18 protein-coding genes are annotated in these 17,841 nt (G+C 69.9%); 9 read left to right on the top strand and 9 right to left on the bottom strand.

What is annotated here, in order from left to right; genetic code table 11:
* Positions 1–138: 138 nt before the first annotated feature.
* Positions 139–456 carry an ATP-dependent DNA ligase gene (locus C2868_RS15825; protein WP_100809859.1) on the bottom strand — a complete coding sequence of 106 codons (318 nt, stop codon included), beginning with the start codon at positions 454–456 and terminating at the stop codon, positions 139–141.
* A gap of 41 nt (positions 457–497) precedes the next feature.
* The gene (locus C2868_RS15820) at positions 498–992 is read right to left on the bottom strand and encodes a glutaminase (RefSeq protein ID WP_232711099.1); all 495 of its coding nucleotides are present in this window, start codon (positions 990–992) and stop codon (positions 498–500) included.
* A 265-nt stretch (positions 993–1,257) separates the two neighbouring features.
* Here C2868_RS15820 and C2868_RS15815 point away from each other — a divergent pair, with 265 nt between their 5' ends.
* From C2868_RS15815 to C2868_RS15785, 7 genes are read left to right on the top strand one after another with little or no spacing between them, the layout of a single operon-like run.
* Entirely contained in the window at positions 1,258–1,398 is a 141-nt protein-coding gene (locus C2868_RS15815) for a hypothetical protein (RefSeq protein WP_232711098.1), read from the top strand.
* Positions 1,395–1,484, top strand: a complete 90-nt coding sequence (locus C2868_RS15810) for a potassium-transporting ATPase subunit F (protein WP_100809857.1) — start codon at positions 1,395–1,397, stop codon at positions 1,482–1,484. Before C2868_RS15815 ends, C2868_RS15810 begins: the two co-directional genes overlap by 4 nt.
* Positions 1,485–1,495: 11 nt before the next feature.
* Positions 1,496–3,178 (top strand): potassium-transporting ATPase subunit KdpA, encoded by a 1,683-nt coding sequence (kdpA, locus tag C2868_RS15805; protein ID WP_100810069.1) that lies wholly within the window; start codon positions 1,496–1,498, stop codon positions 3,176–3,178.
* 2 nt (positions 3,179–3,180) lie between these two features.
* The gene (gene kdpB, locus C2868_RS15800; RefSeq protein ID WP_100809856.1) at positions 3,181–5,328 is read left to right on the top strand and encodes a potassium-transporting ATPase subunit KdpB; all 2,148 of its coding nucleotides are present in this window, start codon (positions 3,181–3,183) and stop codon (positions 5,326–5,328) included.
* A 21-nt stretch (positions 5,329–5,349) separates the two neighbouring features.
* The gene (kdpC, locus tag C2868_RS15795; RefSeq protein WP_100809855.1) at positions 5,350–5,961 is read left to right on the top strand and encodes a potassium-transporting ATPase subunit KdpC; all 612 of its coding nucleotides are present in this window, start codon (positions 5,350–5,352) and stop codon (positions 5,959–5,961) included.
* Between the two features lie 33 nt (positions 5,962–5,994).
* Positions 5,995–8,589 carry an ATP-binding protein gene (locus C2868_RS15790; RefSeq protein WP_100809854.1) on the top strand — a complete coding sequence of 865 codons (2,595 nt, stop codon included), beginning with the start codon at positions 5,995–5,997 and terminating at the stop codon, positions 8,587–8,589.
* Positions 8,586–9,278, top strand: coding sequence for a response regulator (locus C2868_RS15785; RefSeq protein ID WP_100809853.1), 693 nt, complete (start codon positions 8,586–8,588; stop codon positions 9,276–9,278). Before C2868_RS15790 ends, C2868_RS15785 begins: the two co-directional genes overlap by 4 nt.
* 18 nt (positions 9,279–9,296) lie before the next feature.
* Here C2868_RS15785 and C2868_RS15780 read toward each other — a convergent pair whose 3' ends face one another.
* The 7 genes from C2868_RS15780 to C2868_RS15750 all read right to left on the bottom strand — a co-directional run bounded on the left by C2868_RS15780 (position 9,297) and on the right by C2868_RS15750 (position 16,013).
* On the bottom strand, positions 9,297–10,202 hold the full coding sequence (locus C2868_RS15780) for a TerC family protein (protein WP_100809852.1): 906 nt from the start codon (positions 10,200–10,202) through the stop codon (positions 9,297–9,299).
* Positions 10,203–10,237: 35 nt separating this feature from the next.
* Positions 10,238–11,437, bottom strand: a complete 1,200-nt coding sequence (locus tag C2868_RS15775) for a cation:proton antiporter (protein WP_100809851.1) — start codon at positions 11,435–11,437, stop codon at positions 10,238–10,240.
* Positions 11,438–11,488: 51 nt separating this feature from the next.
* A complete protein-coding gene (locus C2868_RS15770) occupies positions 11,489–12,601 on the bottom strand; it encodes a 5-methyltetrahydropteroyltriglutamate--homocysteine S-methyltransferase (RefSeq protein ID WP_181003488.1) in 1,113 nt (370 codons plus the stop codon).
* Between the two features lie 105 nt (positions 12,602–12,706).
* Positions 12,707–13,060: a DUF6804 family protein gene (locus C2868_RS15765; protein WP_100809850.1), complete on the bottom strand. Its 354-nt coding sequence runs from the start codon at positions 13,058–13,060 to the stop codon at positions 12,707–12,709.
* A 10-nt stretch (positions 13,061–13,070) separates the two neighbouring features.
* Positions 13,071–14,309, bottom strand: a complete 1,239-nt coding sequence (locus C2868_RS15760; protein ID WP_232711097.1) for an alpha/beta fold hydrolase — start codon at positions 14,307–14,309, stop codon at positions 13,071–13,073.
* Between the two features lie 130 nt (positions 14,310–14,439).
* Positions 14,440–15,156, bottom strand: a complete 717-nt coding sequence (locus C2868_RS15755; RefSeq protein WP_100809849.1) for a GTP pyrophosphokinase family protein — start codon at positions 15,154–15,156, stop codon at positions 14,440–14,442.
* Positions 15,153–16,013 carry a transposase gene (locus tag C2868_RS15750; protein ID WP_100809848.1) on the bottom strand — a complete coding sequence of 287 codons (861 nt, stop codon included), beginning with the start codon at positions 16,011–16,013 and terminating at the stop codon, positions 15,153–15,155. The genes C2868_RS15755 and C2868_RS15750 overlap by 4 nt, the downstream gene beginning before the upstream one ends.
* 153 nt (positions 16,014–16,166) lie before the next feature.
* On the opposite strand from C2868_RS15750, the gene C2868_RS15745 reads away from it, so the two are divergent.
* Complete coding sequence (locus C2868_RS15745; protein WP_100809847.1) at positions 16,167–16,733, top strand: Dps family protein; 567 nt, start codon at positions 16,167–16,169, stop codon at positions 16,731–16,733.
* A complete protein-coding gene (locus C2868_RS15740; RefSeq protein ID WP_232711096.1) occupies positions 16,730–17,830 on the top strand; it encodes an acyl-CoA dehydrogenase in 1,101 nt (366 codons plus the stop codon). The genes C2868_RS15745 and C2868_RS15740 overlap by 4 nt, the downstream gene beginning before the upstream one ends.
* The last annotated feature ends 11 nt before the right edge of the window (positions 17,831–17,841 follow it).

The raw sequence follows: 17,841 nt of genomic DNA, 5'->3' as shown, positions 1-17,841 counted from the left end.
TCGGCGCCATCGTCGCGAAGGACGTCGACGTCGAGAACGCCACGGTGGGATCGGTCCGGCGGAAGGCCGCGCCGAAGTCGCGGCCGAAGTCCAAGGTCGACGTCGGCGACTGAGCCACCGGCGTCACGCGGGCGCTCGTCAGGAGTCGAACGGCATCTCTTCCTGCGGTTCCGGGACGACGAACAGGCCGTTCGGGCTGCTCGCAGAAACCATGAGTGACTCGATCCAGAGGCGGTTGAGACGCGGTTCGCGGCTCCCGTGGAATGCGAACTGCATCGGCACGGACGGGTGCATCCAGAAGCTCCGCCGCGAAATGCCCTCGCTGTCGAGATCGACCGTGAACATGAACGACTCCGAACGGCGGAGCTTGTTCATGATCACGATCCGCAGGTGGGCAAGCGTCCGGTCTTCGATGTCGATCGAGTTGTTGAGTGTGTCGTAGATGAAGCGGCCCATAGGGCGAGCCTAACGGCGTGGACCGCCGCGCGACACCGCCGTCATGCCCCCGGCGGCGGGTCCAGCAGAAGCGCGAGACGCTCATCGAGGTAGCCCGCGAGCGGGACGAGTCCGGCAGCGGGACTCCAACGGATGCTGGGTGCGCTTGCCACGAGGGCCAGCGGCCCCGTCGGCTCCCCTCGTCCGAGCGCCGACAGGTCGAGGACTCTCCAGTCCAGGTGGACCGTCTCGCCGTCCGCGAAGCCACCGCGCGTCGCTGCCGCGGCGACCTCTGCCCGAGCGCGCGCGGCATCCGAGGCGAACCCGCGGCGACCGGGGTCACCCGCTCGCACCACGTTCCCGGCCGCGTAGACGTCCCGCTCGCCGATCAAGAGCACACCCAGGCGCCACGCGTCGCCGCGGGGCACGATCTTCGGCGAGCGCAGCCCCGCCAGGACCCGAGGACGCACGACCTCGCCGAGCCGCTCGCGCGGTGCGCCTGCGGCCCGAAGACGAGCACGCGCGGCATCCAGGAGAGTCTCCGCGTCATCCACCACATCGCTATTGTGCTCGGCTCATCGACACCGCGGCGTACATCCGGAAGGAACGATGCGGCCCGATGGCCCCGAGGCCGGCCTCACAGGGCGTCAGGAGCACCACGGTTCCTTTCCGGTGTTCGGGCAATCCATGAGGGCCGCGTGAGGATTCTGCCCACGGCCGTATGGAAATCGTGAGGATCACGCGCAACGCACGCCCCGAGGAGTGAGATCGAGGTCGCGGGCGCCGCACGCCCCGTCATCCAGAACCTCACCAGGAGTTCCCGTGCTCGATCTGATCTATGTCCTCGCGACCGCCGCGCTGTTCGCGCTCGTCGCCCTGGTCGCCCGGGGAGTCGAGCGACTGGGCCCACGATCCGGAGGCTCCGTCCAGCGCGAAGCGATCGATGGAGGGGACCGGGGATGACGTTCTTCTCCGTCCTCGCGGCGATCCTCGCGGTGGCCGCCCTCGTGTACCTCGTGGTCGCCCTCGTCGATCCGGAGCGCTTCTGATGAACCCGTTCATGAACGCCGAGACGGTCCTGTTCGGCGTGCTGCAGGGCGGTGCGCTCCTGATCCTGCTCGCCCTGCTCTACCGTCCCCTCGGCGACTACATCGCGCACGTCTATACGAGTCCGCGCGACCTGCGCGTCGAACGCGTGACCTACCGCGCGATCGGCGTGGACCCACGGGCCACCCAGACCTGGCAGGCATACCTGCGCAGCGTGCTGCTGTTCTCGCTCGTCGGCGTCCTGTTCGTGTACGCGCTGCAGCGCACGCAGGCGATCCTGCCCGGCTCGCTCGGCCTGCCCGCCGTCGGCGAGGGGCTCGCGTTCAACACGGCGATCTCGTTCGTGACCAACACCAACTGGCAGTCGTACTCGCCCGAGCTGACGCTGGGGTATACCGTCCAGCTCGCGGGGCTCGCGGTGCAGAACTTCGTCTCGTCGGCCGTCGGCATCGCCGTGGCGATCGCGCTCGTGCGGGCCTTCGCGGCTCGCCGTTCGGGCACGATCGGCAACTTCTGGGTCGACCTCGTCCGCGGCGTCACGCGCATCCTGCTGCCCGTCTCGATCGTCGCGGCGATCGTCCTGATCGCCGGCGGCGTCGTCCAGAACTTCTCGGGCTTCACCGACGTCACGACCCTCTCGGGCTCCGCGCAGAGCCTCCCGGGGGGCCCTGTCGCGTCACAAGAGGCCATCAAGATCCTCGGTACCAACGGCGGCGGTTTCTTCAACGCCAACTCCGCGCACCCGTTCGAGAACCCCGCTCCGTGGACCAACCTCGTCGAGCTGTTGCTGCTGCTCGCGATCCCCGTCAGTCTGCCGCGCGCGTTCGGGCGGATCATCGGCGACAACCGCCAGGGCTACGCGATCCTCGCAGCCATGGCGACCATCGCGATCGCGTCGATCACGATCGGGTCGTGGCTCGAAGCCATGGGGCACGGCACGGCGCCGCAGCTCGCCGGTGCCCCGATGGAGGGCAAAGAGACCCGTTTCGGCATCCTCGGCTCCACGCTGTTCGCCGGGGCCACGACCCTGACATCGACGGGCGCCGTCAACTCGATGCACGACAGCTACACCGCGCTCGGCGGCATGATGCCGATGCTCAACATGATGCTCGGCGAGGTCGCGCCCGGCGGAGTCGGGTCCGGGCTCTACGGCATGCTCATCCTCGCCGTCCTCGCGGTGTTCATCGGCGGGCTCTTGGTCGGCCGCGGGCCCGAATACCTCGGCAAGCGGATCGGACCGCGCGAGATCAAGCTCGCGAGCCTGTACATCCTCGTCACACCGTCGCTCGTGCTGCTCGGCACGGCCGCGAGCTTCGCGGTCCCGGGGGTGCGGCAGGACGTCGAATCGGTGTCGATCTGGAACCCCGGCATCCACGGGCTGAGCGAGGTGCTCTACGCGTTCACCTCGGCCGCGAACAACAACGGCTCGGCCTTCGCGGGGCTCACCGCCAACACCCCGTGGCTCAACACGGCACTCGCCGTCGCGATGCTGCTCGGACGCTTCGTACCGATGGTGCTGGTGCTCGCGCTTGCCGGGTCGATCGCCGCTCAGGACTCGGTGCCCGCGACATCCGGCACCCTCCCGACGCACCGGCCCCAGTTCGTCGGGCTGCTCGTCGGAGTCACGGTCATCGTCACCGCACTCACCTACTTCCCCGTGCTCGCGCTCGGGCCTCTCGCCGAAGGGCTTGTCTGATCATGTCCACCGCAGCCCACGCCCCCGCCCACACTCACACCCAGGCCGCACCCGCCCGCGCGTTCGGGTGGGGAACCCTCCTGGCAGCCCTGCCCGGGGCATTCCGCAAGCTCAACCCGGGCGCCCTCGTGCGAAACCCGGTGATGTTCCTCGTGTGGGTCGGCGCGGCGTTGACCACGCTGATCGCCGTCGCCGAGTCCTTCGTGGGCGGGGCCGAGTCCTCGGGCGGCGCGCCCGTTCCCGCGGGCTTCACCTGGGGCATCGCGATCTGGCTCTGGATCACGGTCCTGTTCGCGAACGTGGCCGAGTCGGTGGCGGAGGGGCGCGGCAAGGCGCAGGCGGCGAGCCTGCGCAAGACGCGCACCAGCACGATGGCGTCCGTCATCACGCGATACGACGCGGGAGCGGATGCCTCGGCCGAACGCGCCGAGTTCGCCACCGTGCCTTCCGGGGATCTGCGCCCGGGCGACCACGTCGTCGTCACGGCGGGCGAGCTCATCCCCGGCGACGGGGACATCGTGTGGGGCATCGCGACCGTGGACGAGTCGGCCATCACGGGCGAGTCGGCCCCCGTCGTGCGCGAATCGGGCGGCGACCGGAGCGCCGTCACGGGCGGCACCCGTGTGCTCTCGGACCGCATCGTCGTGCGCATCACGTCCAAGCCCGGCGAGACGTTCGTCGACCGGATGATCGCCCTGGTCGAGGGGGCGAGCCGCCAGAAGACCCCCAACGAGATCGCCCTCGGGATCCTGCTGGCGAGCCTGTCGATCGTGTTCCTGATCGTCGTGCTGACGCTCAACCCGATCGCGTCCTACGCCGCTTCGCCGGTGAGCATTCCGGTGCTCGTGGCACTGCTCGTCTGCCTCATCCCGACGACGATCGGAGCGCTGCTGTCGGCCATCGGCATCGCCGGCATGGACCGGCTGGTGCAGCGGAACGTGTTGGCCCTCTCGGGCCGCGCCGTCGAGGCGGCGGGCGACGTCACCACCCTGCTGCTCGACAAGACCGGAACGATCACCTACGGCAACCGTCGCGCGAGCGACTTCGTGCGGATGTCCGGGGTCGGCGATGACGAACTGGCCCGTGCGGCTGCGCTCTCGTCGCTCGCGGATCCGACGCCCGAGGGTACCTCGATCGTCGAACTCGCAACCGCGCGGGGGTTCACCGCGACGCAACCGGCTGGCGCGGTGTTCGTGCCGTTCACCGCGCAGACCCGCATGAGCGGGCTCGACCTGGGCGACGGCACGCAGGTGCGGAAGGGTGCGGGGTCGGCGGTCACGGCATGGCTCGAGGCATCCGGCGTCGAACTTGCGGCCGATCTGCGCGCCCAGCTGACGGCCGAGACGGATGCGATCGCGCAGGGCGGCGGCACACCCCTGGTCGTCGCGACCCTCGACCCGGCGGGGAGGGGCCGTGTGCTGGGCGTCGTGCACCTCAAGGACATCGTCAAGGAGGGGCTGCGCGAGCGCTTCGGCGAGCTCCGGGCCATGGGCATCCGGACCGTCATGATCACGGGCGACAACCCGCTCACGGCGAAGGCGATCGCGGCCGAGGCCGGGGTCGACGACTACCTGGCCGAGGCGACGCCCGAGGACAAGCTCGCCCTCATCCGCCGCGAACAGCAGGGCGGCAACCTCGTCGCGATGACCGGCGACGGCACGAACGATGCCCCGGCTCTCGCTCAGGCTGATGTCGGGGTCGCGATGAACACGGGTACCTCGGCGGCGAAAGAGGCCGGCAACATGGTCGACCTGGACTCCGACCCGACCAAGCTCATCGACATCGTCCGGATCGGCAAGCAGCTGCTCATCACGCGCGGCGCACTGACGACGTTCTCGCTGGCGAACGACGTCGCCAAGTACTTCGCGATCATCCCGGCGATGTTCATGGGCGTCTTTCCCGGGCTCGCGGCGCTGAACATCATGCAGCTGCACTCCCCCGCATCCGCCGTCACGAGCGCGATCGTCTTCAACGCGATCGTCATCGTCTTCCTCATTCCGCTGGCGCTGCGCGGCGTGCGCTATCGGCCGGCGAGTGCGTCGACCATCCTGAGCCGCAACCTGCTGGTGTACGGCCTCGGGGGCGTGCTCGTCCCCTTCATCGGCATCAAGCTCATCGACCTCGTCGTGAGCCTCATCCCGGGCTTCTGACCCGTCCCCTGGAGACACACCATGTCCACCGCACGCACCACCTTTCGCACCGCCGGAGCCGCCCTTCGCGCGATGCTCGTCTTCACCCTCGTCCTCGGCATCGGCTACACCGCGCTGATCACCGCCGTCGGGCAGGTCGCCCTGCCGTGGCAGGCGAACGGCTCGCCGGTCGCGGCCGCCGACGGATCCACGACGGGATCGATGCTCATTGGTCAGTCGTTCCTCGATGCGGATGGGGCGCCGCTGCCCGAGTACTTCCAGTCGCGGCCATCCGCGGCGGGCGACGGATACGACGGCGGGGCATCGAGCGGATCGAACTACGGCCCCGAGAACGTCGACCTGGTCTCGGCGATCGCCGAGCGCCGCGCTGCGGTCGCCGCGTTCGAGAACGTCGATCCGGCGGATGTCCCGGCCGACGCATTGACCGCGTCCGCGTCCGGTCTCGACCCGCACATCAGTCCGGCCTACGCGCTGCTGCAGGTCGATCGCGTCGCCGCGGCACGCGACCTCGACGAGGCGGAAGTGCGCGCGCTCGTGGAGTCTAAGATTCAGGCACGGGACCTCGGCTTTCTGGGCGAGCCCCGCGTGAGTGTGCTGGAACTCAACCTCGCGCTCGATGCCCTCGGGCGCTGAGCGCGACGGGGGTCACGGCGGAGAGGTAGAACGATGAAGCGCGGGTCGCTGCGGGTTCTGCTCGGGGCGGCGCCCGGCGTGGGTAAGACGTACGAGATGCTCGAAGAGGGGCGGCGCCTGCTCGCCGAGGGCCGCGACGTCGTGGTTGCCATCGTCGAGACCCACGGTCGCGCCGCGACCGCCGCGCAGGCCGAGGGCCTGCCCGTCGTTCCCCGCCGCATGGTCTCGCACCGCGGGGTCGAGCTGTCCGATCTGGATGTCGACGCGGTTCTGGCGCGGCACCCGGATGTCGCGCTCGTCGACGAACTCGCGCACACGAACGCGCCCGGGTCGCGTACGGCGAAGCGCTGGCAAGACGTGGAGCTGCTCCGCGATGCGGGAATCGACATCATCACGACGGTGAACGTGCAGCACATCGAATCCCTCGGCGCCGTCGTCGAGCAGATCACGGGTATCGCCCAGCGCGAGACCGTCCCGGACGCGGTCGTGCGCAGCGCGGACCAGATCGAGGTCGTCGACCTCGCACCGCAGTCGTTGCGCGACCGCCTATCGGCGGGCAACGTCTACCCGGCGGAACGGATCGACGCCGCCCTCTCGAACTACTTCCGTCTGGGGAACCTCACCGCTCTGCGGGAACTCGCGCTGCTCTGGCTCGCCGACGAGGTCGACTCGGCGCTGAAGGACTACCGCGCCGAACACGGCATCGAGGGCACGTGGCAGGCGCGCGAGCGCGTCGTCGTGGCTCTGACCGGCGGGCCCGAGGGGGAGACGCTGTTGCGCCGCGGGGCCCGGATCGCGGCGCGAACCGCGGGCGGCGAACTGCTCGCCGTGCACGTCTCGACCCAGGACGGGCTCCGACAGGGCAGCGCCGCCGCCCTCGCACAGCAGCGCGCGCTCGTCGAATCGCTCGGCGGCAGCTACCACCAGGTCGTCGGCGACGACGTGCCGCACGCCCTGGTGGAATTCGCACGATCGGTCAATGCCACGCAGCTGGTGATCGGCGTGAGCCGCCGCGGACGTCTGGCCGCCGCGGTGACGGGTCCGGGAATCGGCGCCACCGTCATCCGCGAGTCCGGCGATATCGACGTGCACATCGTCACACACGCCGCGGCGGGCGGGCGGTTGGCCCTGCCGAGCCTGACGGGCGGCGCCCTGAGCGTGCGGCGGCGCGTCCTGGGCTTCGTCGTCGCGCTCGCGTGCGGGCCCCTGCTGACCTGGTTGCTCGTGGTGTTCCGCAGTCCCGAATCGATCACCTCGGACGTGCTGGCCTTCCAGTTGCTCGTCGTCATCGTCGCGCTCGTCGGAGGCATCTGGCCCGCGCTCTTCGCGGCGGTGCTCTCGGGCCTGACCCTCGACTTCCTGTTCGTCGAGCCGTTCTACACGGTGCGGATCGCCGATCCGCTGCACCTGTGGGCGCTCGTCCTGTACGTGCTGAACGCGATCCTCGTCAGTTCGATCGTCGACCAGGCCGCGCGGCGTGCCCGCTCGGCCGCGCGCTCGGCCGCCGAATCCGAGATGCTCGCGACGGTCGCGGGGAGCGTTCTGCGCGGGGACAGCGCCGTGCCCGCCCTCGTGTCGCGCACCCGCGAGGCGTTCGGGCTGGCGGGCATCCGTCTCATCGCCGCGGATGGCACGGTGCTGGCGACCGACGGCGAACCGTTGCGCGACGGTCGCCACACGCGCGTGCCGGTGCCGCTCGCCGGCTCGACCGACGCGGACGCGGTGCTCGAACTGCACGGTCCGGATCTGGATGCCTCGGAACGACGCCTGCTCGACGTGATCACCGCCCAACTCGGCGCGGCCCTCGAACGCACGGCTCTGACCGAGACGGCGCGGACCGCGGACACGCTCGCCGAGACCGACCAGGTGCGCAGCGCCCTGCTGTCGGCCCTCAGCCATGACCTGCGACGTCCCCTCGCATCGGCGGTCGCCGCGGTCGGCGGGCTGCGGACCGAGGGCCCCTCGCTCTCGGCAGCGGACCGAGATGAGCTGCTCGCGACGGCCGACGAAAGCCTGACCACGCTGACGACCCTCGTGACCGATCTGCTCGATGTCAGCCGGGTGCAGGCAGGCGTGCTGGCGGTCTCGCTCGGCCCCGTCGACGCCGCCGACATCGTGCTGACCGCGCTCGACGAGCTCGGCATCGGGCCGGGCGAGGTGGACCTCGCGCTCGATCCCGAGCTGCCGCCCCTCATCGCGGACGGGGTGCTGCTGCAGCGGGTGCTCGTGAACGTCCTGGCGAACGCCCGACGGCACTCGCCCGCGGGCGAACGGGTGCGCATCACCACGAGCCGCCTGGGCGAGACCGCGGAACTGCGCATCATCGACCACGGGCCGGGCATTCCGGCCGAACGCCGGGACGACGTGTTCGCACCGTTCCAGCGGCTCGGTGACACCGACAACACCACCGGGCTGGGGCTCGGCCTGGCACTGTCGAAGGGCTTCACGGAGGGCATGGGCGGCACCCTCTCAACCGAGGACACACCGGGCGGCGGACTCACGATGGTCGTGGCGCTCCCCGTCGTCCCCGTCGCCGCAGCCCTCCCCGACGGTGCGGTCCTCCCCGCCGCTTCAGCCCTCCCCGATACCGCGGTCCTCCCCGCCGCTTCAGAGGCGCCGGACGCATGAAGATCCTGATCGCCGACGACGACCCGCAGATCGTCCGCGCCCTGCGGATAACGCTGTCGGCCCACGGGTACGAGGTCATCGCCGCGGCCGATGGTGCAGCGGCAATCGCCCTCGCCGGTCGGGAGCATCCGGATCTCGTCCTGCTCGACCTCGGGATGCCGAGGCTCGACGGCGTCCGCGTCATCGAGGCGCTGCGCGGCTGGACGGCCGCACCGATCGTCGTCGTGTCGGGCCGCACGGGCTCGGGCGACAAGGTCGACGCGCTCGATGCGGGGGCCGATGACTACGTGACCAAGCCGTTCCAGATCGACGAGTTGCTCGCCCGCATCCGCGCCCTCACGCGCCGTACGGCCACGGCGGCGCCAGAGGGCTCACCGATCGTGCGGTTCGGCGACGCGACCGTCGACCTGGTCGCCCACACCGTGACGCGGGGTGCCGACAGCCACTCGGTGCGACTCACCCCCACCGAGTGGCGGGTGCTGGAGTTCCTCGTACGAAATCCCGGCCGCCTCGTCACGCGTCAGACACTGCTCACCGAGATCTGGGGCAGCGAGCACGTCGCCGACACCGGATACCTGCGCCTGTACATCGCACAGCTGCGTAAGAAGCTCGAGGACGACCCCGCGCATCCGGTGCACCTGCTCACCGAGTCCGGCATGGGCTACCGTCTCGTTCTCGACCCGGGCTGAGGCGCCCGGGCCCGAGAGTCAGCCGAGGCCCGCGCGGTCCTCGTGACCGTCGTCGGGGGTCACATGACCCGCGACCGGCTTGCGCGAGAGCCCCACGGCACCCGCCTCCGTGCCCTTCGCCGTGGCGGCGGCGACCGCGACGGACTCGTCGACGTCGGTGTAGCGCGGGCGCAACTGCACGGCCTGCAGACGCTTCCGTTCGCGCTTGGCCTTGCGCGACGAGTACGTGAGGTTGAGAGCCTCCACCAGGATCGCGAACGCCATCGGGGCGTAGATCAGCGCCTTGTCGATCTTGATGCCGAAGCCCTCGGCGATCAGGAACACACCGATCAACAACAGGAACGACAGCGCCAGCATCTTCACCGTCGGGTGCTTGTTCACGAACGTGAAGATGAATCGCGCGGCGAACAGCATGATGCCGAACGACAGCACGACGACCGTGATGATGACCAGCAGGTTCTCGGTCATGCCGACCGCGGTGATGACCGAGTCGAGCGAGAACACGATGTCGAGCAGCAGGATCTGCGTCAGCACCGAGGCGAACGTGATCGTCTTCGGACCCACACCGCCGTGCTCTTCTTCGGCACCCTCGAGCTTGTGGTGGATCTCGGTCACGGCCTTGTAGACCAGGAACAGCCCTCCCGCGATCAGGATGAAGTCCTTCACCGAGAAGCCCATCCCGAACAGCACGACGATGTCGTCCTTGAGCGTGATGATCCAGCCGGCGAAGAACACCAGGATCACACGGATGAGCATCGCGAGCGTCAGGCCGAGGTTGCGGGCCTTGGCCTGCTGCTCGACGGGGAGCTTGCTCGCGAGGATCGAGATGAAGATGACGTTGTCGACGCCGAGCACGATCTCGAGGACGAACAGGGTCAGGAAGACGGCGATCAGGTCGGGCGACAGGTCCAGGGAGAAGTCCACTCGCCCATGTTAGGCGGATGACTCAGCGCTCGGACTCAGCCCACATCCTCGTCGACCACGTCGCGATCCACGGCGGACGCACCGCGTAGGGTCGTCCCGATCACCGGATACAGCAGGACCGAGAGCATCCCCGCCCCGACGAGCGCGGCGGCGAGCCCGGGCGAAAGCAGTTCCTCCGCCGTGCCGATGCTCGTGACGGCGACGATGACGGGCAGGCCCGTCGCGCCGAGGAAGGCCAGGGCGAGCCTGTCCCGTGGCGTCGACCCGGCGGGCGCCGACAGCATCGACGGCAGACCGCGGATGACCAGCAGCAGCAGCAGGAAGACGGGCACGAGAACGATGGTGGAGCCGCTCGCGAGCAGCGCATCGAGGTCGAACGTGACCCCGGTGTAGATGAAGAAGATCGGCACGAGCAAACCGAACGCCACCGCTTCGACCTTCGATTCGACCTGCGCGCGATCCCCCTCGGGGGCGTTGCGCATGATCAGCTGCCAGATCACCCCGGCGACGAAAGCGCCGAGGAGCATGTCGAGGTCGAGCAACAGGCTGAGCGCCACGAGCAGCGCGAGGATCAGCACGATCATCCGCACCGCGAACTGACCCGAGGTGTGCAGCGTCGCCGTCACGATGCGGTGCAGACGTCCGTGCGGCATCCGCGACGCGAAGAACACGGTGGTGGCCGCCACCACGACGAAGAAGAACAGCACGATCGAGGCCGTGCCGAGATTGCGGCCGCCGAGGAACAGAGAGATCGCGACGAGAGGCCCGAACTCGCCCACCGCACCGATGCCCATGACCGCACGCCCGAACGGCGTCGGCAGCATCCCGGCGTCGCGCAGGATCGGCAGGAGCATGCCGAGCGCCGTCGAACACAACGCGATACCGATCACGACCGCGGCCTCGCCGGGTGCGATCAGCAGACCCACCGCGATCCCCGCGATCAGCCCGATGAGCCAGCCACCGGCGGCGCGCATGCCGTCACGGCCGCGCAGAACGCGAAAATCGATCTCGTTCCCGGCCATGAAGAACAGCAGCGCCAGACCGAAATCCGCGAGGCGTTCGGAGATGGGTCCTTCTTGGATCCATCCGAGCACGCTCGGCCCCGCGATGATGCCGAGCACGAGCTCGAAGACGACGATGGGGATGCGCAGGCGACTCGAGAGCCCGCGGACGAGCAACGGCGCGATCACGGCGATCGCCGCGATGACGACGAAGTCGAGATCTCTGAGTTGCACGCGCTCACGCTATCGTCTGCGCGCTCCAGCGCGTCGGCGGCGCCCCCCGGCTCAGCGCCAGACGTCGTCCGCGATGGCCACGACCTCGCGGATCTTCGCCCACTGCTCGTCCTCGGTGAGCACGTTGCCCTCTTCTGTCGAGGCGAAGCCGCACTGCGGGCTCAGCGCCAGCTGCCCGAGCGGCGCGAAGACGGATGCCTCGTCGATCCGTTTCTTGATCGCGTCGACATCCTCGAGCTCACCCGACTTCGACGTGATCAGGCCGAGAACGACCGTCTGGTCGCCCTCGGGCAGGAATCGCAAAGGCTCGAACCCTCCGGCGCGCTCACTGTCGTACTCCAGGAAGAACCCGTCGTACGCGACCCGGCCGAGGAGTTGCTCGGCGACGGGCTCGTAGCCGCCCGACGAGATCCAGGTGGAGCGGAAGTTCCCGCGACAGACGTGCGTCGTGATGACCATGTCGTCGGGCTTGGCCTCGAGAACACGATTCAGCAGGTCGGCGTAGCGGTCGGCGAGACCGTCGGTCCGGATGCCGCGGTCTCGCGCCTTGGCGAGTTCTTCCTCGGAACACAGATACGCCCAGGCCGTGTCGTCGAACTGCAGGTAGCGGCATCCGGCGTCATAGAACGCTGTCACCGCGTCGCGGTATGCCTGCACCAGGTCGTCGACGATGTCGTCGCGGCCCGCGTATGCGCGCGGGTCGATGTGGTCGGGCTCGAGTCGGAAGTCCAGCACGGTGGGCGCCGGGATCGTCGCCTTCGGGAGAAGTCCGGTGCCGGCCGTCATCTCCTGGAGCGACCGGTAGTGCTCGAGGAACGGATGCGTGTCGGAGAAGCCGATCGGGGCGCCCAGGTGCAGGCCGCGCGGGCGAGTCTGCACACCCTGGAACTGGATGCCGTGGTCGAGCTCGACCACCTCGACGCCGTCGAGCATGCCGAAGAAGTCGAAGTGCCACCACGAGCGGCGGAACTCGCCGTCGGTCGCGACGCGCAGGCCGTTGTCAGCCTCTTTGCGCACGAGATCGGCGATCTCGCTGTCCTCGACCGCACGCAGCGCATCGGCGTCGATCTCGCCTGCGGCGTGGGCAGCACGCGCGCGCTTGAGCGCTTCGGGACGCAGGAAGGAGCCGACGATGTCGGCGCGATAGGGCGGGTTGATGCTCACCCCGCCACTTTATCGGCGCGATCCCGGCGCCGCGCCCCGCCCGTCACACGGCGAACCAGTCGATGCGTCACACGGCGAAGCAGTCGGTGCCGCGTCATCCGTCCGTCAGCGGCGCCGCGTGGGCGGCGTCTCGCGCCGCACGCGCACCGCCGCACCGGCCACGGCGAACAGCGCCGCGACCACCAGGTGCGCGACGATCCACCATGGACCGTCAGTCGGCACGGGGAAGACCGGGTTCCAGACGATCGCGACGGCGAAGAACACGATCGTCCACCACCACTGCGCACCCTGGAGCGCGTACCAGGCGACGATCAGCGCCATGATCGCCACGATGAAGCGGATCAGCAGATACCAGTCCGCCTGCAGAAGGGGAATCCCCGAGAGCAGAGCCGCAGCCGCGATCAGGCTCGGGATGAACGCGGGGCGGTACGTCTGGTTCTTCGGGGGTGTGGCGGCCATGGGTCCATCCTCACAGACCCACGTGGCCGTCGAGCCATGCCATCAGTCCTGGGAGCGTGAAGTAGGCGATCGTGGCGTGCGTCGCGTTGGGAACCTCCGCGAGCGTGACATCGATGCCGAGGGATGCCTCGTGCTTCGCGAACTCGCGGGTGTCTTCGGGGTGGATCAGAGTGTCTTCGAGCCCCTGCGCGATGTACAGCGGCGCGTCGAACACGGTGCTGCCCGCGGAGTTCTGAACGAGCAGATCGTCCCAGGGCGGGGTCGTGGTCGGGTCGCTCAGCACGAAGTCACCCACGAGCGGCTGGCCGATCGCGTGCAATTCCCGGGTGTGGGTCAGCAGGCACAGCTCGTTCATCGCGGGTGCGGCCTCGACGGCCGCGGAGGTCAGGATGTTCTCGAGCTTCGCGCCGGGCACGCTGTCGCCGTAGACGCCCGCGTACGCCGTGAAGGCGTACGAGCCGATCGTGACGCCCGAGATGTCGTCGATGTCGGCGTCGAGCAGAGCCGTCAGATCCGCCGCGGGTGCCGCGACGGCCACCGCCCGCACGTCCAGTTCGGGCGCGTACTCGGCGGCCCGTTCGGCGGCGAAGAGCACCGCCTGACCACCCTGCGAATGACCCCACAGGATGACCGAATCGCCGGCACCCGCGGACGGGATCGACCGTGCGGCCCGCACGGCATCGAGGACGTTGTTGCCCTCGGTCTCGCCCACCAGGTACGAATCCGGTCCGGGATAGCCCATGCCCGCGTAGTCCGTCGCGACGACGACGTACCCGCGGTCGAGCATCAGCCGGAGCCCTTCGATATCGAGGAAGGGATCGGCCGCGAGCGACGGGGCGCAGTCGCGCGCGGAGCCTGTCGTCGGGTGCCCCCACGACAGCACGGTCCGCCCCCCAGCGGGTGCTGGACCGAGCGGTGCAACGACGATGCCCGAGACGATCAGCGGTTCGCCGTTGAGGTCCGTCGAGCGGTAGAGGATCCGCCATGCGCGCGTGTCGAACGGCAGGCCGACAAGCTCTTCCTGCCGAACGATCTCGCCGGGTTCGCCCGAGCCCTCGGGCACGGGATCCAGGTAGAACTCCTCCAGTCCCGGACGCTCGATCAGGTCACCGACGATACGGGCCTCGAACACGGCGACACCGCCGCCCACGAGCGTCAGCACGGCGGCGAAGAACGGGACCAGCCAGCGGTGCGATATCGAGTGCCGGTGCGCGCCCGCTCTCCCGCGAACCGGGCTCTCTGCTGTCACACGGCTACGGTCTCATGGCGGTGGGCCCGAGCGCACGTCTGGCCACCGGATGGCGCCTGTTCGGGACATCCGTTGCGTTCATCGGTGGCGCGGATGGCGCGAACTGCAGCCGTCGTGGGGCGGGCGGCCGCTAGACCTCGACCGGCCTCGCGCCCGGGCGCGCCGGGCCGTGGACCTCGCCGCCGTGGACCTCGCCGCCGTGGACCTCGCGGTGCAGGCGTTCCATGCGTTCGTCGAGCTCGGCCGCCGTCTCGGCCGCATCGCGCAACGAGTCGAGCAGCCGCGAGGGCACCTGCTTGTCGTACTTGTAGTAGATCTTGTGCTCGAGACTCGCCCAGAAATCCATCGCGATCGTCCGGAACTGCACCTCGACCGGCACGTCCACGCGGCCGCTCGAGAGGAACACGGGCACATCGACGATGACGTGCAGGCTCTTGTAGCCGTTGTCTTTGGGCACCGCGATGTAGTCCTTGACTGCTCGCACGGTGATGTCGTCCTGGGCGGTCAGCAGGTCGAAGAGCCGGTATGCGTCGGCGACGAAACTGCACGTGACGCGGATGCCGGCGATGTCGGTGATGTGCTGCCGAATCGTCGGGAAGTCGGGGTCGATTCCGCGGCGTGCGACCTTCTCGGCGAGGCTGTCGGGCGTCTTGACCCGGCTCGAGACATGCTCGATCGGGTTGTAGTCGTGCATCAGCTGGAACTCGTCGCGCAGGATCGTGATCTTCGTCTCGACCTCTTGCAAGCCGAAGCGGTACTCGAGCAGGAAGCGCTGGAACTCGTCGCGCATCGCCCGCATCTCGGCGAGGGTCGCGGTGAAGGGCAGCTCACCGGTGGGCATACTCATGCCTCCACGGTAGGACTCGGTTCTATGAGGGCACCGTGAGCCGTCCGCTGACGCTCGGCGCTCTCGCGGAGCGCCAGCTCGGCTTCGCGCAGTTCGACCGCGGCGGCGTCGGCGTCGGCGCGAACGCGGCCGAGCTCGCGCTCCAGCGCCTCCACGCGTTCCCGCTGGCGCGCGTCGCTCTCCCGCGCGGCGGCGACGCGGGCCTCGGCTCGAGCCGCCTCCCGCTCGGCTTCGGCGACCTCTCGCCGCGCGGCGGCCGCGGCGCGCTCGGCATCGCGACGAGCACGACGCTCGGCGAGATCGTCGCGACCGGACTCGCCGGCCGGAGCGGCAGCGGGTCCCGGTGCGAGGGGCGCCTCCCCCGCGACCGCGTCCGTCAGGTCGACCGGATCCACACCAGAGGCCTCGAGCGCACGCAGCAGGCGTCCGGTGCGAACCGCCGCAGCGGCCGCCTCGTCCCGCGCTGCGGCCCCCAGGGTCCGTTCGACCTCGGCGAGGATGCCGGCGCCGACCGTCACCCCCTCGCGCTCGGCGAGAGCCGTCGCCGAGCGGACGAGCTCGGCCACGAGCATCCGCCTGTCCTTGTTGAGTGCTGTCAGGCGCGTGGCATCTCGGTCGTCCTGCGCCTCGCGCAGTTCGGCCGCGAGCGTGGCGAGCCGGGCGACGTCCGCCGCAGCCCCGCGCGCGAGCAGGTTGACGATCCACGCCGCGGCCGGGGGTTTGCGGAGAGCCCGGATCTGGGCGGCCGTTTCGCGGTCGGTCGCGGACGCGGCGAGCGCCGTGCGAGCCGCGACGAAAGCGCTCGGAACGAGCCCGTACAGCTCCTCGGCAGCGCCCTCGAACGTCGTCTCCACCATCGGACCATTCTCTCCGATCACCGCCGGTAGCACCCCCGGGCCGCCCCGGCAACCCCCGCCGATCCCGAGCACCGCAGCCCTACCGTGGAGCCGCGGCGGCGCGCGGCCGCGCGCACGAAGCAGCGGCCTCCGCCGCTCGAGAGGAGAAATCCGATGGCTAACGCATCCACGAAGACCACGCAGACCGGCACGCGAGGACGCCGCCGACCCGCGAAGGGCGGCGCCGGCGCCGCCCTGACGAGCGAGCAGAACGCCGAGAGCGGTTTTCAGGCGTCGAAGGAGCTCGGCGACAACCTGCAGAAGGTGCTCGTCGACCTGCTCGAGCTGCAGCTTCAGGGCAAGCAGGCCCACTGGAACGTCGTGGGCACGAACTTCCGCGACACCCACCGCCAGCTCGACGACATCATCGAGGCCGCACGCGGCTTCAGCGACACGGTCGCCGAGCGGATGCGTGCGCTCCATGCCGTGCCGGACGGTCGGTCCGACACGGTCGCCGAGACGACGACGCTGCCCGAGTTCCCTCACGGTGAGGTCGACACGACCGAGACGATCGACCTGATCACGGAGCGCCTCGAGGCGACGATCTCGACCGTCCGCGAGGTGCATGATCCGGTGGATGACGAAGACCCGACGAGCGCCGACATCCTGCATGCCGTGCTCGAAAGCCTCGAGCAGTTCGCCTGGATGGTCAGCGCCGAGAACCGCACACCCGCGAAGTGACGACATCGCTCGTCTCTGCGGAGCCCTCGATCGCGGTCTCTCTCGCGGGTGACGAGCCCGGCCGGGCTGCTGCGCGCGCCGAGACCAGCCTGCGGTCGGTCGTCGCGTTCGGCACCCACGTCGATGCAACGATCGACTGGGCGGTCGAACTCGGCGGCTCGGTGCCGACGCCCGGTCGAGGGAGCACGCTCGAGCGTTGGGAGACCCTCGCCACGGCGGCGCGTGCGGACGTCGCCGGGGCACGCGTGCTCGAACCGCACCTGGACGCGCTCGCGATCCTGGCGGATGCCTCGGCCGAGGGTCACGTGACGACCGCGGATCTCGCCCGGTTGGGCGCCGATGCGTATTCGTCGTGGGGTGTGTTCGCCGCGGAGGGCGAGGGCGTCCGTCTCGAGGCGCGTCGGCGCGAGGATGGCTCGTGGCTCCTGAACGGCGTCAAGCCCTGGTGCTCGCTCGCCGACTGCGTGTCGCACGCCCTCGTCACGGCGTGGACGGGACCGACCGAACGGCGCCTCTTCGGCGTCGCGATGCAAGAACCCCACGTGCACCCGCAGCGCGACACCTGGGTCTCACGCGGTCTCGCGCAGATCCGCAGTAGCCCGGTCGAGTTCGTCGACGCACCCGCCCTGCCGCTCGGCGATGATGGCTGGTACCTGCGCCGGGAGGGCTTCTGGTGGGGTGGCGTCGGCGTCGCGGCATGCTGGTGGGGCGGTGCCCTTCCCCTTCTCGACGCCCTCGCGCGCGCGGCTGCCCGGCCCGACGCGGACCAACTCGCCGACACGTACTACGGCACCGCGGATGCGCGGATGTGGGCCGCGCGACTGGCCCTCGCGGACGCCGCGAGTCGGGCGGACCGGATGGACCCCGGGCCGGTGCGGTTGATCAGCGAGCGCGTGCGCGCGATCGTCGCGGATGCCGTGGAGTCGGTGCTGTCGGTCGCCGATCGCGCCCTGGGCCCGGGTCCGTTGGCCTCCGACGAAGCGCACGCACGCCGTGTCGGCGACCTCCGGACCTACCTGCGCCAGCATCACGCCGAACGGGATCTGGCTCGGCTGGGCCGGACGCTCACGCATCCGATTTCCCCGGGCACGACATGAGCGCATCCCGC

The sequence above is a fragment of the Microbacterium sp. CJ77 genome, assembly GCF_002911615.1.
GTDB lineage: Bacteria > Actinomycetota > Actinomycetes > Actinomycetales > Microbacteriaceae > Microbacterium.
Note: the sequence above shows the minus strand (reverse complement) of the source record. Positions and strands in the feature narration are given on the sequence as shown.